The organism is Pseudomonas sp. CFII64 (genome assembly GCF_000416235.1).
In the GTDB taxonomy this organism is placed as follows: Bacteria; Pseudomonadota; Gammaproteobacteria; order Pseudomonadales; family Pseudomonadaceae; genus Aquipseudomonas.
Genome location: NZ_ATLO01000007.1, coordinates 158,647 through 173,483, shown reverse-complemented (window position 1 = coordinate 173,483; position 14,837 = coordinate 158,647). Strand labels below are relative to the sequence as shown.

General features: G+C 61.2%; 12 protein-coding genes. 7 read left to right on the top strand and 5 right to left on the bottom strand.

The annotated features are described in order from the left end of the window. Window positions 1-369 precede the first annotated feature (369 nt). The 5 genes from CFII64_RS04260 to ydcS all read right to left on the bottom strand — a co-directional run bounded on the left by CFII64_RS04260 (window position 370) and on the right by ydcS (window position 5,986). Complete coding sequence (locus tag CFII64_RS04260) at window positions 370-1,794, bottom strand: gamma-aminobutyraldehyde dehydrogenase (protein WP_020289530.1); 1,425 nt, start codon at window positions 1,792-1,794, stop codon at window positions 370-372. A 28-nt stretch (window positions 1,795-1,822) separates the two neighbouring features. Then, entirely contained in the window at window positions 1,823-2,650 is an 828-nt protein-coding gene (locus tag CFII64_RS04255) for an ABC transporter permease (protein WP_044901150.1), read from the bottom strand. Further along, window positions 2,640-3,578 (bottom strand): ABC transporter permease, encoded by a 939-nt coding sequence (locus CFII64_RS04250; RefSeq protein ID WP_020289528.1) that lies wholly within the window; start codon window positions 3,576-3,578, stop codon window positions 2,640-2,642. Before CFII64_RS04250 ends, CFII64_RS04255 begins: the two co-directional genes overlap by 11 nt. Continuing rightward, window positions 3,575-4,627 (bottom strand): ABC transporter ATP-binding protein, encoded by a 1,053-nt coding sequence (locus CFII64_RS04245; RefSeq protein ID WP_020289527.1) that lies wholly within the window; start codon window positions 4,625-4,627, stop codon window positions 3,575-3,577. The genes CFII64_RS04250 and CFII64_RS04245 overlap by 4 nt, the downstream gene beginning before the upstream one ends. A 207-nt stretch (window positions 4,628-4,834) precedes the next feature. Continuing rightward, a complete protein-coding gene (gene ydcS / locus CFII64_RS04240) occupies window positions 4,835-5,986 on the bottom strand; it encodes a putative ABC transporter substrate-binding protein YdcS (protein WP_020289526.1) in 1,152 nt (383 codons plus the stop codon). Window positions 5,987-6,192: 206 nt separating this feature from the next. Here ydcS and CFII64_RS04235 point away from each other — a divergent pair, with 206 nt between their 5' ends. From CFII64_RS04235 to CFII64_RS04205, 7 genes are all read left to right on the top strand, one after another. Continuing rightward, the gene (locus CFII64_RS04235) at window positions 6,193-6,960 is read left to right on the top strand and encodes a tellurite resistance TerB family protein (RefSeq protein WP_020289525.1); all 768 of its coding nucleotides are present in this window, start codon (window positions 6,193-6,195) and stop codon (window positions 6,958-6,960) included. Between the two features lie 301 nt (window positions 6,961-7,261). Continuing rightward, a complete protein-coding gene (locus tag CFII64_RS04230; protein WP_020289524.1) occupies window positions 7,262-8,884 on the top strand; it encodes a methyl-accepting chemotaxis protein in 1,623 nt (540 codons plus the stop codon). Between the two features lie 9 nt (window positions 8,885-8,893). Continuing rightward, complete coding sequence (locus tag CFII64_RS04225) at window positions 8,894-9,421, top strand: chemotaxis protein CheW (RefSeq protein ID WP_020289523.1); 528 nt, start codon at window positions 8,894-8,896, stop codon at window positions 9,419-9,421. Continuing rightward, on the top strand, window positions 9,418-10,722 hold the full coding sequence (locus tag CFII64_RS04220; protein WP_020289522.1) for a protein-glutamate O-methyltransferase CheR: 1,305 nt from the start codon (window positions 9,418-9,420) through the stop codon (window positions 10,720-10,722). Before CFII64_RS04225 ends, CFII64_RS04220 begins: the two co-directional genes overlap by 4 nt. Beyond that, a complete protein-coding gene (locus tag CFII64_RS04215; RefSeq protein WP_020289521.1) occupies window positions 10,719-11,408 on the top strand; it encodes a chemotaxis protein CheW in 690 nt (229 codons plus the stop codon). The genes CFII64_RS04220 and CFII64_RS04215 overlap by 4 nt, the downstream gene beginning before the upstream one ends. Then, complete coding sequence (locus CFII64_RS04210) at window positions 11,405-13,792, top strand: hybrid sensor histidine kinase/response regulator (RefSeq protein ID WP_020289520.1); 2,388 nt, start codon at window positions 11,405-11,407, stop codon at window positions 13,790-13,792. The genes CFII64_RS04215 and CFII64_RS04210 overlap by 4 nt, the downstream gene beginning before the upstream one ends. After that, window positions 13,789-14,799 carry a chemotaxis response regulator protein-glutamate methylesterase gene (locus tag CFII64_RS04205; protein WP_020289519.1) on the top strand — a complete coding sequence of 337 codons (1,011 nt, stop codon included), beginning with the start codon at window positions 13,789-13,791 and terminating at the stop codon, window positions 14,797-14,799. Before CFII64_RS04210 ends, CFII64_RS04205 begins: the two co-directional genes overlap by 4 nt. The last annotated feature ends 38 nt before the right edge of the window (window positions 14,800-14,837 follow it).

Sequence of the window (14,837 nt, the reverse complement as noted above, 5' to 3'; positions counted from 1 at the left end):
TGGCACCCACAGCATTCGCGGTGCGGCTGATGTCGGTTCCGTCCTGACGGCGGGGTCACTTTTGTTTCGACAAAAGTAACCAAAACCATTTTCGCTGACGTCCGGCCCCCGCTTCGCGGCGGTTCCTTCGCTCGATTGTCGGTGTCTGCCAGATCGCGGCACGGAAAAACAAAAGCAAATCCGCGTTGCGGATTCTCAGGCGGTATTTTCTGCCTGCCTCACCGCAAATTCTGGGCAGCTGAATGTATGCTTCACCGCCGCTGCCGGATATGCTTGCGACTCCAGCACCCGGCAACAGAGTACCTACAGGGATTCTGCGGGATTTATCCCGACTCCAACGGAGCGGTGATTGCTGCGCGATATCTCCCCTCAATGCTTGAACATCACATGCCGCACCGTGGTGTAGTCCTCCAACCCATACATCGACAGATCCTTGCCATAGCCGGACAGTTTTTGTCCGCCGTGGGGCATTTCGCTGACCAGCATGAAGTGGGTGTTGACCCAGGTGCAGCCGTATTGCAGGCGTGCGGCCAGGCGGTGGGCGCGGCCGATGTCCTGGGTCCAGACGGATGAGGCCAGGCCATAGTCGGATTCATTGGCCCAGGCCAGCACTTGCGCTTCTTCCTCGAATTTCGTCACCGAAACCACCGGGCCGAACACTTCACGGCGCACGATCTCGTCGTCCTGCTGGGCGTCGGCGATGACCGTGGGTTCGAAGAAGAAACCGTTGCCTTCCACGGCTTTGCCGCCGGTAATCAACCGCGTGTGGGACTGGGCGAGGGCGCGCTCGACGAAACCGGCGACGCGGTCGCGATGCTGGGCACTGATCAGCGGGCCGAGTTCGGTTTGTGGATCGTTCTGCAGGCCGTATTTGATGCTGCTGACGGCTTCGCCCAGCTTCTCGACGAACTTGTCGTAGATGCCTTGCTGCGCGTAGATCCGGCAGGCAGCGGTGCAGTCCTGACCGGCGTTATAGAAGCCGAAAGTGCGAATCCCCTCGACGGCGGCGTCGATGTCGGCGTCATCGAAGATGATCACTGGGGCCTTGCCGCCCAGCTCCATGTGCAGGCGTTTGACCGTGCCAGCGGTGCTGGAAATGATGTGTGAACCGGTGGCAATCGAGCCGGTCAGCGACACCATGCGCACTTTGGCGTGGGTGATCAGCGCATTGCCAACCGTCGAACCGCGCCCGAACACCAGGTTCAGGACGCCAGCGGGGAAGATATCCATCGCCAGCTCCACCAGCCGCAAGGCAGTCAGCGGCGTCTGTTCGGACGGTTTGAGCACTACTGTATTGCCTGCGGCCAGCGCCGGGGCGATTTTCCAGGCGACCATCATCAGCGGGTAGTTCCACGGCGCAATCGAGGCGATCACGCCAATCGGATCGCGGCGGATCATCGACGTGTGCCCCGGCAAGTATTCGCCGGCGGCCGAACCGCCCATGCAGCGACTGGCACCAGCAAAGAAACGGAACACATCGGCAATCGCCGGGATCTCGTCGTTCAAGGCCGCGCTGTAGGGTTTGCCGCAGTTGTCCGATTCCAGCTTCGCCAGCTCCTCGCCGTGGGCTTCAATGGCGTCGGCGAGTTTCAGCAGCAACAGGGCGCGGTCCTTGGGCGGGGTTTGCGACCAGCTTTCAAAGGCGATGTCGGCGGCGCGCACGGCGGCATCCACCTGCGCCTCGCTGGCTTCCTTGAGTTCCACCAACACCCGGCCCAGCGCGGGGTTGAATACTGCCTGGCTCGGACCTTCACCCGCCACGAGCTGGCCGTTGATCAGCAGTCTGGTTTGCATGTTGTTCTCCTCGATCAAGCCTTCAGGTTTATTTACCGCCGCTGCCCGCCACGCTTTCGCCACCGCGCGTCAGGTAATACGCGCCGAGAATCGGCAACATGGTGACCAGCATGACCAGCATCGCCACCACGTTGGTGACTGGCACGTCCCGTGGGCGGCTGAGCTGGTTGAGCAGCCAGATCGGCAGGGTGCGTTCATGACCTGCCGTAAACGTGGTGACGATTATTTCGTCGAACGACAGGGCAAACGCCAGCATGCCCCCGGCCAGCAGCGCCGAGCCAAGATTGGGCAGGATGATGTAGCGAAAGGTCTGCCAGCCGTCGGCGCCCAGATCCATCGAGGCTTCGATAAGGCTGTGGGACGTACGACGCAAGCGGGCGATGACATTGTTATAGACGATGACCACGCAAAATGTGGCGTGGCCGACAATGATCGTGAACATGCCGGGCTCGATGCCCAGGGTCTTGAACGCCGCCAGCAGCGCCAGGCCGGTGATGATGCCGGGCAGGGCGATGGGCAGGATCAGCATCAGGGAAATCGCATCCTTGCCGAAAAAGTCCCGCCGATACAACGCGGCCGACGCCAGGGTGCCGAGCACCATGGCGATCAGCGTCGCTACACAGGCAATCTCCAGGGAAAGCTTGATCGCCTCCAGCACATCAGGCCTGGCGAATGCCACGCTGAACCACTTCAAGGTGAAACCCTGGGGCGGAAAGCTGAAGGCCGCGTCCTGGGTATTGAAGGCGTACATGAAGATGATCACGATCGGGAAATGCAGAAATACCAGGCCGCCCCAGGCGGCGATGCGCAAGCCGAGCGAGGCTTTATCTCCTTGCGGTACGGGACTAGAGCGCATCGAAAGCCCCCAGACGTTTGACGATGGCCAGGTAAATCGCGATCAGCACAATCGGCACCAGGGTAAACGCCGCCGCCATGGGCATATTGCCAATCGCGCCTTGCTGGGCATAGACCATGCTGCCGATGAAATAGCCCGGCGGGCCGATCAACTGCGGCACGATGAAATCGCCCAGGGTCAGGGAAAAGGTGAAGATCGATCCGGCGGCGATCCCAGGAATCGACAGCGGCAGAATCACCTGCATAAAGGTCTGGCGCGGCCTGGCGCCGAGGTCCGCCGACGCTTGCAGCAGTGACGGCGGCAGTCGCTCCAGCGAGGCCTGAATGGGCAGAATCATGAACGGCAGCCAGATATAAACGAATACCAGAAAGCGCCCCAGGTATGACGTCGATAACGTGCTGCCGCCAACGCCCGGAATGCCGAGGATGAACTGCAACGCCGGCTCCAGCCCCAAATGCTGGACAAACCATTGGGCGACGCCGCCTTTGGCCAGCAGCAAGGTCCAGGCGTAGGCCTTGACGATATAACTGGCCCACATCGGCAGCATGACGGCGATGTAGAAAAACGCCTTGATCTTGCCGGTGGTGTAGCGCGCCATGTAATAGGCGATCGGGAAGGCGATCACGCCACTGGCGATGGAAACCGCGACCGCCATCGTCAGCGTACGCTTGATCACGTCGAAGTTGGCTGGCTGCAATAGCGCAGCGAAGTTGGCCAGGGTCAGCTCTGGAGTGACCGCCATGGTGAAGTCGTCGAACGTATAGAAACCCTGCCAGATCAGGCTGAGCAGCGAGCCGAAATACACCGCGCCAAACCAGAGCAATGGCGGGATCAGCAACAGCGCCAGATACAGGTTCGGCCGCGTATACAACAGATCGCAAAAGCGTCGCAGTACTGAGTGGTTCGGTCGCGACGCAATCGGGTTCATGTCAATGATCCTGATGCTTCGCTGGCGGGTGCATCCTGCAAGGCAACCATGGCTTGTTTCGCCCAACGCACCGTCATGCGCTGGCCGGGCGCGTGCTGTCCGGCATTGTCCAGCCATTGGGTATTGGCCTGGCTGATGCTCAGTAACTGGCCGCTGTCGAGGGCCAGTTCGTAGCGCGTCGAACTGCCCTGATATTGAATGTCGTGCAGCAGGCCGGTGACTTCCATTTCATCGCTGGCCAATGGCCCGGCGGCGAAGCGGATATGTTCCGGGCGAATGGAAAAAGGCTGGGCATTGCCGCTCAGCTGGCGGGCCAGATCGCCACGCACGACATTCGAGGTGCCGACGAACTCGGCGACGAAGATCGTGGCGGGCTTCATGTACAGATTACGCGGGGTGTCGACCTGCTCGATGCGGCCTTTATTGAACACCGCGACCCGGTCGGACATGGACAGTGCTTCGGTCTGGTCATGGGTGACGAAGATGAAGGTGATGCCCAACTGACGTTGCAGCTTCTTCAGTTCGCCCTGCATTTGTTCGCGCAACTTGAGGTCCAGCGCGCCCAGCGGTTCGTCGAGCAGCAGCACCCGAGGACGATTGACCAACGCCCTGGCCAGGGCAACCCGCTGGCGCTGACCGCCGGACAATTGCACCGGCTTGCGCTGGCCATAGCCGTCAAGAGCGACCATCGCCAGCGCTTCGTCGGCGCGGGCGTAACGTTCGGCCTTGCCCACGCCCTTGACCTTCAGTCCGTAGGCGACGTTATCGCGCACGTTCATGTGCGGAAACAGCGCGTAATCCTGAAACACCGTGTTCACGTCGCGCTGATATGGCGGCAGGCCAGCGGCTTCTTCGCCATGAATCCGGATCGAGCCGGCGCTGGGCTGTTCGAATCCGGCGATCAAGCGCAGGCACGTGGTCTTGCCCGAGCCGGACGGCCCGAGCATGGAGAAGAACTCACCGTCCTCGATTTCGATGGAAACCCGGTCAACGGCCTTCACCTCGCCAAACTGCCGAGAGACATTGGTGAACTGGACTGCTAAGGGCATTGTGATTGCTCCGCCAGATTGCCAGATTGCCAGATGGCCCGTTGGAGCGAGGCTTGCTGTAGGACCGGCTTTAGCCGGGAGGGAATTTAGGATCTCGCGGCTAAAGTCGCTCCTACGGTCGCTCCTACGGTCGCTCCTACGGTCCGCGCCCACGGTCGCTCCTACGGCGATTCGCGGGCAAGCCTCGCTCCAACGAAATTCGGATTATCAGCGCCCGCCCATAATCGCGATGTAGTCCTGGGTCCAACGGCTGTAAGGCACGAATTTGCCGCCTTCGGCCTGCGGGGTTTTCCAGAAGGCGATGTGCTCGAACTGATCGAAGCCATTGGTGGCGCAGCCTTGAGGGCCAAGCAGCTCATTGGTCTTGCAGGCTTCCGGTACGGCGGGGAGCGAGCCGAACCAGGCCGCGACGTCGCCCTGGACTTTCGGTTGCAGCGACCAGTCCATCCATTTGTAGGCGCAATTGGGGTGTTTGGCGTCGGCGTGCAGCATGGTCGTGTCAGCCCAGCCGGTCGCGCCTTCCTTGGGAATGGTCGAGGCGACAGGCTGTTTGTCGGCTTGCAGGCCATTGACCATGTAGCCCCACGAACTGGACGCTGCGACGCCTTCGTTTTTGACGTCGCTCATTTGCACGGTGGCGTCATGCCAGTAGCGGTGGATCAGCGGTTGTTGTTTGCGCAACAGATCCAGCACGGCGGCGTACTGGGTTTCAGTCAGTTGATAGGGATCAACGATGCCCAGTTCCGGCTTGGCGGATTTGAGGTACAGCGCCGCGTCGGCGATGTAGATAGGGCCGTCGTAAGCCTGGACCCGGCCTTTATTGGGCTTGCCGTCGGGCAAATCCTGCGCTTCGAACACCACGCTCCAGCTGATCGGCGGCACCGGGAATACCTTGGTGTTGTACATCAACACGTTCGGACCCCATTGATAGGGCGTGCCATAAGTTTGCTGATCAACCACGTACCACGGGCCGCCCTTGAGGCGCGGGTCGAGGTTTTTCCAGTTGGGGATCAGCGCGGTATTGATCGGCTGGACGCGCTTGCCGGCGATCAGCCGCAACGATGCATCGCCCGAAGCCGTCACCAGGTCGTAACCACCTTTGGTCATCAGGCTGACCATTTCGTCGGAAGTCGCAGCGGTCTTGACGTTGACCTTACAGCCGGTTTGCTGCTCGAAGCCCGTCACCCAGTCGTACGCTTTGTCGCTCTCGCCCCGCTCGATATAACCCGGCCAGGCAACGATATCCAGTTGACCTTCGCCGTCGCCGACGGCTTTGAGCGTTTCGGCGGCCTGCACGCTGGCGCTGGCGATCAGGCCGGTGACGAGCGCGCTCAGGAGTGCGGTTTTGTGTGCTGACATAAGGATCCCTCTTCTATAGTTATGTTCGGGGCAGTTATCAACAGCGGTGGTGCGACGACGGTAATGCGACTTATTGGAATGCTCACAATGTGCCGGAGCGCCGGTTGCCTTGCAACATCCAGAAGCACACCTGAAGCCAGTGTCGACACACTTCGTTTTAATCTGCTTGCCACTGAACTGCCTGACACAGTCAACGGAGGCTTTCCATGAACACACGTGGCTTACTCGACCAACTGCTTAAATCCGGCCAGCAGATGCTGCAAGACAAGACCAGCGGCTCGCGAACGGCGGGGAAATCCTCGTCCGGCGGCCTGGGTGACCTGCTCGGCGGCGTGGGCAAATCTTCTTCCGGCGGTCTCGGCGATCTGCTGGGCGGTGCCGGTAAGGGCGGCTTGGGCGGCCTGTTGTCGGGTGCCGGTGGCGGCGCGCTGGCGGCAGGCGCCATGGGCTTGCTGATGGGCAACAAAGGCGCACGCAAAGTGGGCGGCAAAGTGCTGACTTACGGCGGTCTGGCAGCGCTCGGGGTTCTGGCCTACAAGGCTTATGGCAACTGGCAGGCCAGCCAGGGTTCCGCGCCACAGAATGAACCGCAAACCATTGATCGCCTGCCACCTGCGCAGGTTGAGGAACACAGCCAGGCGATCTTGCGCGCGCTGGTCGCTGCCGCCAAATCCGATGGTCATGTCGACGACCGCGAACGCGCGCTGATCGAGGGCGAGTTCACCAAGCTGACTAACGATCAGGAGCTGCAACACTGGCTGCATGCCGAGCTGAACAAACCTCTGGATCCGGCGGAAGTCGCCCGCGCCGCCGCCACACCGGAGATGGCCGCCGAGATGTACATCGCCAGCGTCATGCTGGTGGATCAGGAACACTTCATGGAGCGCGCCTATCTCGATGAGCTGGCGCGGCAATTGAAACTCGATCCGGGACTCAAGGCAGAACTGGAAGCGCAGGTGCGCGAGGTGCAATAAGCAGGGGCGCGTCTGGCGTGTCTTCGATAACCGCAGACCCGAAGGCTCTTCTCGATACACCGGGAAGGGCCTTTTTTTATCCAGCACTCGTTTGTGAGGTGATGAATAGTCGGGTCAATTCATTTGTGTGGATTGGTTATGTACGAAATTTCCGATAATCCGGCGGAATAACGCTCTAACTAGCTGTGAAACATCCCTTAATGGGTAAAACGCTGGGCTATAATCATGCCGCGTTGGGCCGCTGCCGGTCCGCTTCTTGAACTCGGTGATCACACCGATGTTGAACTCTTGAGGGCTGACTGTGAAGAACTGGACCTTGCGCCAACGGATTTTGGCGAGTTTTGCTGTAATCATCGCCATCATGCTGCTGATGGTCGTCGTGTCTTACTCGCGCCTGCAAACGATCGAGTCCAATGAAGAGCAGGTCCGCGTCGACGCGCTTCCCGGCGTGTACTTCAGTACGCTGCTGCGCAGTGCATGGGGCGAAAGCTACATCCGCACCCTTGAGCTGATTGGTGAAGGCAAGGGGCGCGAGCTGACGGCAGCGGAAAAAGATCAGTTTCATGAGTTCGAGGGTCGTCTGCAGGAGCAGCTCGACAACTATAAGCGGACCATTTTCGACGACGCCGACCAGGCCAACTTCACCGATTTCGAGAAAAGCCGCGCAACTTACTACCGTCTTCTGGCCCAGGTGCACGAGGCCTATCAGCGCGGCGATTATGCGACCGCGCGTGCGACGTTCTACGACGATATCCGGCCGGTATGGTCCCAAGGCCGCAAGCAGCTGAATGACATCATCGTCGTCAACAAGAAAGTCGCTGATGAAGCAACGTTACGCATCGATGCGGGGGTGAAGGCCGCGCAAATCAGCATGGTCATCTCGCTGTTCGTGGCAATCATTGCTGCCGGGCTGTGCGGCCTGTTGTTGATGCGCAGCATCATGTCGCCCATGCAACGCATCGTGCAGATTCTCGAGACCATGCGCACCGGCGACTTGAGCAAACGGCTCAACCTGGATCGCAAAGACGAGTTCGACGCGGTGGAAACCGGCTTCAACGACATGATGGCCGAGCTGACCGGGCTGGTTTCTCAAGCCCAGCGTTCCTCGGTGCAGGTCACGACTTCCGTGACCGAAATTGCCGCTACCTCCAAGCAACAACAGGCGACGGCCACCGAAACTGCCGCCACCACCACCGAAATTGGCGCGACCAGCCGCGAAATCGCAGCGACTTCACGTGATCTGGTGCGCACCATGATCGAGGTCACCGTGGCTGCTGATCAGGCCTCGGTCCTCGCCGGCTCCGGCCAGCAAGGTCTGGCACGCATGGAAGACACCATGCATTCGGTGATGGGCGCGGCGGATCTGGTCAATGCCAAACTGGCCATTCTCAATGAAAAGGCCGGCAACATTAATCAGGTGGTCGTCACCATCGTCAAAGTGGCCGACCAGACCAATCTGCTGTCCCTCAACGCCGCCATCGAGGCTGAAAAAGCCGGTGAATATGGGCGTGGATTTGCGGTCGTCGCCACCGAAGTGCGACGTCTTGCCGATCAGACGGCCGTCGCCACTTATGACATTGAGCAAATGGTCCGGGAAATCCAGTCGGCGGTGTCGGCTGGAGTGATGGGCATGGACAAATTCTCCGAGGAAGTGCGCCGGGGCATGTTCGAGGTCACCCAGGTAGGCGAGCAGTTGTCGCAGATCATCCATCAGGTGCAGGCGCTGGCGCCTCGGGTATTGATGGTCAACGAAGGCATGCAGGCACAGGCCACCGGTGCCGAACAGATTAATCAGGCGCTGGTGCAGTTGGGCGATGCCAGCAGCCAGACAGTGGAATCCCTGCGCCAGGCCAGCTTTGCCATCGACGAGCTGAGCCAGGTCGCGGTGGGCCTGCGCAGCGGCGTTTCGCGTTTCAAGGTCTGAGCCCGGTCCATGAGTATTCATCCAGTCAAGCGTGGCAGCCACTCGACCTGTAACAACAAATTGTTTTTGTTGTTTCGCATCGGCGAGGAGCGTTACGCCCTGGAAGCGCTGGAAATCGCTGAAATATTGCCGCGTCTGCAACTCAAGCCAATCGGCCATGCGCCGCATTGGGTGGCCGGGGTGCTCGCCCATCGGGGCGCGCTGATTCCGGTCGTCGATCTGAGTGCGCTGACTTTCGGGCTGCCTGCGCGGGTGCGCACCAGTACCCGCCTGGTGCTGGTGAACTATCGCGTCGATGCCCTGCGCCCGGCGCAACTGCTCGGTTTGATTCTGGAACAGGCCACCGACACGTTGCGGTGCGCGCCTGGCGAGTTCAAACCTTATGGGCTGGACAATCCTGAGGCACGCTATCTGGGACCGGTTCGCGAAGACGAGTCGGGCCTGTTGCAATGGATTGGTGTGCAGGACCTGCTCAGCGATGCGGTGCGGGCGCTGCTGTATCCGCTGCCCGCTGATGCGGGCGAGGTGCAGCAATGACCGATCCGGCGCGGTTTTTTGCTTTCCTCAAGGACCGCATCGGTCTGGACGTCGCGTCCGTGGGCGAAGCGATCATCGAACGTGCGCTGCGCCAACGTTGCACGGCGTCCGCGTCGGTGAACTACGACGGTTATTGGGCGCTGCTCCACGGCTCGGCCAGCGAGCAGCAGGCTTTGATCGAAGCGGTGATTGTTCCCGAAACCTGGTTTTTCCGTTATCCGGAATCCTTTGTCACCTTGGGCAAACTGGTGGGCGAAAGACTCGCGGCGCTACAGGGCGTGCGTCCGATGCGCATCCTCAGCTTGCCGTGTTCGACGGGTGAAGAACCTTATTCCATCGCCATGGCCTTGTTCGATGCACATATCGGCGCGCAGCAATTCCAGATCGACGCCATGGACATCAGCCCGATCTCCATCGCCCGTGCCGAGCGTGGGGTTTACGGCAAAAACTCCTTTCGCGGAGCGGACACCGCCTTTCGCGAGCGCTATTTCAGTGCCGTGGAAGAAGGTTTCCTGGTGGATGAACGGGTTCGTGATCGTGTCCGTTTGCGCAGCGGTAATCTGTTGGATCCGGCGCTGCTGACCCAGACGGCTTACGATTTTGTGTTCTGCCGCAATCTGCTGATCTATTTCGATCAGCCGACTCAGAAACAAGTATTTGAAGTGCTCAAGCGCCTGACCCGAGGCGACGGCGTGCTGTTCATCGGACCTGCAGAGGGCAGCCTGTTGACGCGCATGGGCATGCGCTCCATCGGCGTGCCGCAGACATTCGCCTTCAGTCACCACGTCGAGCCGCCTCGGGAAACCAGCCCGAGCCAGGTGCCGCTGCCGCTGGCAAACCTGGCCCGCAGTATGCCGGGCACGGCCGTCGCACCGCCGGTGCGGATGCCGGCCCGTGCCTACCCGCGAGCGAGCGCGCCCGCGCCAACGCCACGCCCCGCGCCTGTTGCCCCGATAGCGGCGAGCGGCACCACGGATGACGTCGCGACCTTGCTGGCAACCATCGCCAGCCTTGCCAATGAAGGTCGCAGCGTTGAGGCGCGTGCAGCGTGCGAGCGTTTCCTGCAACAGCACGAACCGATCGCCCAGATTTTCTATTGGCTCGGATTGCTCAGCGAAGTCGAGGGCAATGCTGCGCTGGCGCAAGGTTTTTACCGAAAGGCCCTTTATTTGCAGCCGCAGCACGCCGAAACACTCGCGCAGCTGGCCGCATTGCTGGAGGCTCAAGGCGACCGCAGCGGTGCGCGTCGCTTGCAGGAGCGTGCAGCCCGTGGCCTGACTAAACAAGGAAGCAGGCAATGAGCGGCAGTTACGGCTATGCGAGTGTTACCCACGAAGACGCTCAAGCCATTGATGATTGCTGGAATCGCATCGGCATCCACGGCGACCGCTCCTGCCCGTTGCTGGTCGAGCATATTCACTGCCGCAACTGCCCGGTTTATTCGGCAGCGGCCACGCGTCTGCTCGACCGCTATGCCCTGACCCGTGACGATCATGATTACTCGCTGACCAGCGAGATGCACGTCGACATCAAGACCCGTTCGATTCTGGTGTTTCGCCTGGGCGAAGAGTGGCTGGCGTTGCCGACGCGCTGCCTGGTGGAAGTCTCGCCATTGCAGGCGATTCACTCGTTACCCCATCAGCGCTCCCGGGCGTTGCTCGGCGTCGCCAATGTGCGCGGAGCGCTGGTTGCCTGTCTGTCGCTGGTGGAATTGCTGGGCCTGGATCCCGCGCCGGCCCTCGCGCACTCGTTACGGATCATGCCGCGCATGCTGATCGTCGCGGCCCAGGGCGGTTCGGTGGTAGTGCCGGTGGATGAAGTCGATGGTATTCATGCCATGGACGAAACCCTGCTCGATTCGGCGTCCGCCTCCGGCGCTCACGCCAACGCACGCTTCACCCGGGGTGTGTTGCAGTGGAAGAACTACAGCCTGCGCTTGCTCGATGAAGAGCAATTGATCTCGGCGATCAATCGGAGCCTGACATGACCCCGGATCAAATGCGCGACGCTTCGCTGTTCGAGCTGTTTACTCTGGAAGCCGAGGCCCAGACCCAGGTCTTGAGCGCCGGGCTGCTGGCCCTTGAACGCAATCCGACCCAGGCCGAGTATCTGGAATCCTGCATGCGTGCCGCCCACTCGCTCAAGGGCGCGGCACGCATCGTCGGAGTCGAGTTCGGCGTCAGTGTTTCCCACGTCATGGAAGACTGCCTGGTCAGCGCCCAGGAAGGTCGCCTGCACTTGCAGCCCGAGCATATCGACGCTTTGTTGCAGGGCACAGACTTGCTGATGCGTATCGCCACGCCCGGCGCGAGCAACATCGCACAAGCCGACATCGATACCTATGTGGTGCGGATGAACACCTTGCTGAAACAGGGTGCGGGCATGTTGCGCGGCGCGACCTTAATGTCAGCCGCGACCGAGTCTGCTGCCGACTTGGCGTTGCTGACCAACGCCATGCTATTGGCAGAAGCTGCGCCTGCCGGCGCCGCTGCCCCGTCGAGCGTGGCGAGCGCGGATCCTGCGTCGCCTGCTGCGAATCTGCTGCCCGAAGCCTTGCCTGCTCAGGCCGAAGCGCAACCCACCACCGCCGCGCCGCGCCGCAACCGCCGGGCCAGCGAAGGTGGCGAGCGGGTTTTGCGGGTCACTGCCGAGCGTTTGAATGGCTTGCTGGACATGTCCAGTAAATCCCTGGTCGAGACGCAGCGCCTCAAGCCGTTTCTGACCAATATGCAACGCCTCAAGCGTCTGCAAGGCAACAGTCTGCGCGCGCTGGATGACCTTGAAGCCGGGTTCGGCGAAACCGGCATGGCGCCCGAGGCCCAGAAAACCCTGCACGAAGCGCGTCGCTTGTTGGCCGAGGCGCAACAGATGCTGATTCACCAGACTGCCGAGCTGGATGAGTTTGGCTGGCTGGCGGCGCAGCGTTCCCAGCAGCTGTATGACATGGCGCTGGCCTGTCGCATGCGGCCGTTTGCCGACGTATTGACGGGTCAGGCGCGGATGGTCCGTGATCTGGGCCGCGAACTGGGCAAGCAGGTACGCCTGGAAATCGAAGGCGAGAAAACCCAGGTTGACCGCGATGTGCTGGAAAAACTTGAAGCGCCGCTGACCCATTTGCTGCGCAATGCCGTGGACCATGGCATTGAGCTGCCGCAAGAGCGTATCGCGGCGGGCAAGCCGGCCGAGGGGCTGATCCGGCTCAAGGCCTCGCATCAGGCCGGTCAACTGCTGGTTGAACTGAGTGACGACGGCAATGGCGTCGACCTGGACAAGCTGCGTAGCAATATCGTCAAGCGGCAGTTGTCGCCCGCTGAAACCGCCGCGCAGTTGAGCGAGGAAGAGTTGTTGAGCTTCCTGTTTCTGCCGGGTTTCAGCATGCGCGACAAGGTCACTGAAATTTCCGGTCGCGGCGTCGGACTCGATGCGGTGCAGGACATGGTGCGCCAGTTGCACGGCGGAGTCGGTCTCGAACAGGTCGCGGGGCAGGGCAGTCGCTTCCTGCTGGAAATGCCCCTGACCCTTTCGGTGGTGCGCAGTCTGGTCGTGGAAGTGGGCGGCGAAGCCTACGCCTTCCCGCTGGCGCACATCGAACGCATGAGCGACGTGGCGTCCGATGAAATCATCCAGCTCGAAGGCCGCCAGCATTTCTGGCACGAAGGTCGGCATGTGGGGCTGGTTGCCGCCAGTCAATTGCTGCAACGTCCTTCCGGGCAAAACACCGATGGCGTGCTCAAGGTGGTGGTGATCCGCGAACGTGACGCCGTGTATGGCGTGGCGGTGGAGCGCTTCATCGGCGAGCGCACGCTGGTGGTTTTGCCCCTGGATCCGCGCCTGGGCAAGGTTCAGGACATCTCGGCCGGCGCATTGCTCGATGATGGTTCGGCGGTGCTGATCATCGATGTCGAAGACATGCTGCGCTCGGTGGAGAAACTGCTGAATACCGGGCGTCTGGAACGTATCGACAGGCGCAATCGCCAGGTCGACGCAGTCACTCGCAAGCGCGTGCTGGTGGTCGATGACTCGCTGACGGTGCGCGAGCTGGAGCGCAAATTGCTGGTCAATCGCGGCTATGAAGTCGTGGTTGCCGTGGACGGCATGGACGGCTGGAATGCCTTGCGTGCCGAAGATTTTGACTTGTTGATTACTGACATCGACATGCCGCGCATGGACGGCATCGAACTGGTCACGCTGTTGCGCCGGGACACGCGTCTGCAGTCGCTGCCGGTGATGGTGGTTTCGTACAAGGATCGCGAAGAAGATCGGCGTCGTGGCCTGGATGCCGGCGCGGATTATTACCTGGCCAAGGCCAGTTTCCATGACGACGCGCTGCTCGATGCCGTTGCCGAATTGATCGGGGATGCTCACGGATGAAAATTGCAATCGTCAACGACATGCCGCTGGCTATCGAGGCGTTGCGTCGCGCGCTGGCCTTCGAGCCTGCGCATCAAGTGGTCTGGGTGGCGTCCGACGGCGCCGAAGCGGTGCGGCGCTGTGCCGAGCTGACACCGGACCTGATCCTGATGGATCTGATCATGCCGGTGATGGATGGCGTGGAGGCGACGCGTCAGATCATGGCGGCGACACCTTGCGCCATTGTCGTGGTCACCGTGGATCGTGAACAGAACGTGCACCGCGTATTCGAGGCCATGGGCCACGGTGCGCTGGACGTGGTGGACACGCCAGCCATTGGCGGCAGCAACCCCAAGGAAGCCGCCGCGCCCTTGCTGCGCAAGATTCTCAATATCGGCTGGTTGATCGGGCAGCGCGGCACGCGTGAACCCGCCGCCGCGACCCCGATCCGCGCGGCCGTGCAGCGACGCGGCCTGGTCGCCATCGGCTCTTCGGCAGGCGGTCCGGCTGCTCTGGAAATCCTCTTGAAGGGCCTTCCGGTGAATTTCCCGGCGGCCATCGTGCTGGTGCAGCACGTGGATCAGGTGTTCGCCGCAGGCATGGCCGAATGGTTGAGCAGCGCTTCCGGCTTGCCGGTGCGCCTGGCCAGGGAAGGCGAACCACCGTGCAGTGGCACGGTTCTTCTGGCGGGCACCAATCACCATATTCGCCTGTTGAAAAACGGCACGCTGGGCTACACCGCCGAGCCGGTCAACGAGATCTATCGGCCCTCGATCGACGTGTTTTTCGAAAGTGTTGCCCGCTACTGGAACGGCGACGCAGTGGGGGTTTTATTGACTGGAATGGGACGAGACGGCGCCCAGGGACTCAAGTTAATGCGCCAGCAAGGTTATCTGACCATCGCGCAGGATCAGCAGTCCTGTGCGGTTTATGGCATGCCCAAGGCTGCCGCCGCCATTGATGCAGCCGTCGAGATCCGACCGCTGCACACCATTGCGCCTCGCTTGACAGAGGTGTTTATCCAATGACGCCTCCGTTGAATCCACTGCCACCTGGTGCTCAGGAG

Coding starts and splice junctions, on each gene's coding strand:
- CFII64_RS04205 (WP_020289519.1), top strand. CDS start 13,789: ATGAAAATTGCAATCGTCAACGACATGCCGCTGGCTATCGAGGCGTTG.
- ydcS (WP_020289526.1), bottom strand. CDS start 5,986: ATGTCAGCACACAAAACCGCACTCCTGAGCGCGCTCGTCACCGGCCTG.
- CFII64_RS04210 (WP_020289520.1), top strand. CDS start 11,405: ATGACCCCGGATCAAATGCGCGACGCTTCGCTGTTCGAGCTGTTTACT.
- CFII64_RS04220 (WP_020289522.1), top strand. CDS start 9,418: ATGACCGATCCGGCGCGGTTTTTTGCTTTCCTCAAGGACCGCATCGGT.
- CFII64_RS04215 (WP_020289521.1), top strand. CDS start 10,719: ATGAGCGGCAGTTACGGCTATGCGAGTGTTACCCACGAAGACGCTCAA.
- CFII64_RS04245 (WP_020289527.1), bottom strand. CDS start 4,627: ATGCCCTTAGCAGTCCAGTTCACCAATGTCTCTCGGCAGTTTGGCGAG.
- CFII64_RS04260 (WP_020289530.1), bottom strand. CDS start 1,794: ATGCAAACCAGACTGCTGATCAACGGCCAGCTCGTGGCGGGTGAAGGT.
- CFII64_RS04235 (WP_020289525.1), top strand. CDS start 6,193: ATGAACACACGTGGCTTACTCGACCAACTGCTTAAATCCGGCCAGCAG.
- CFII64_RS04225 (WP_020289523.1), top strand. CDS start 8,894: ATGAGTATTCATCCAGTCAAGCGTGGCAGCCACTCGACCTGTAACAAC.
- CFII64_RS04250 (WP_020289528.1), bottom strand. CDS start 3,578: ATGAACCCGATTGCGTCGCGACCGAACCACTCAGTACTGCGACGCTTT.
- CFII64_RS04255 (WP_044901150.1), bottom strand. CDS start 2,650: ATGCGCTCTAGTCCCGTACCGCAAGGAGATAAAGCCTCGCTCGGCTTG.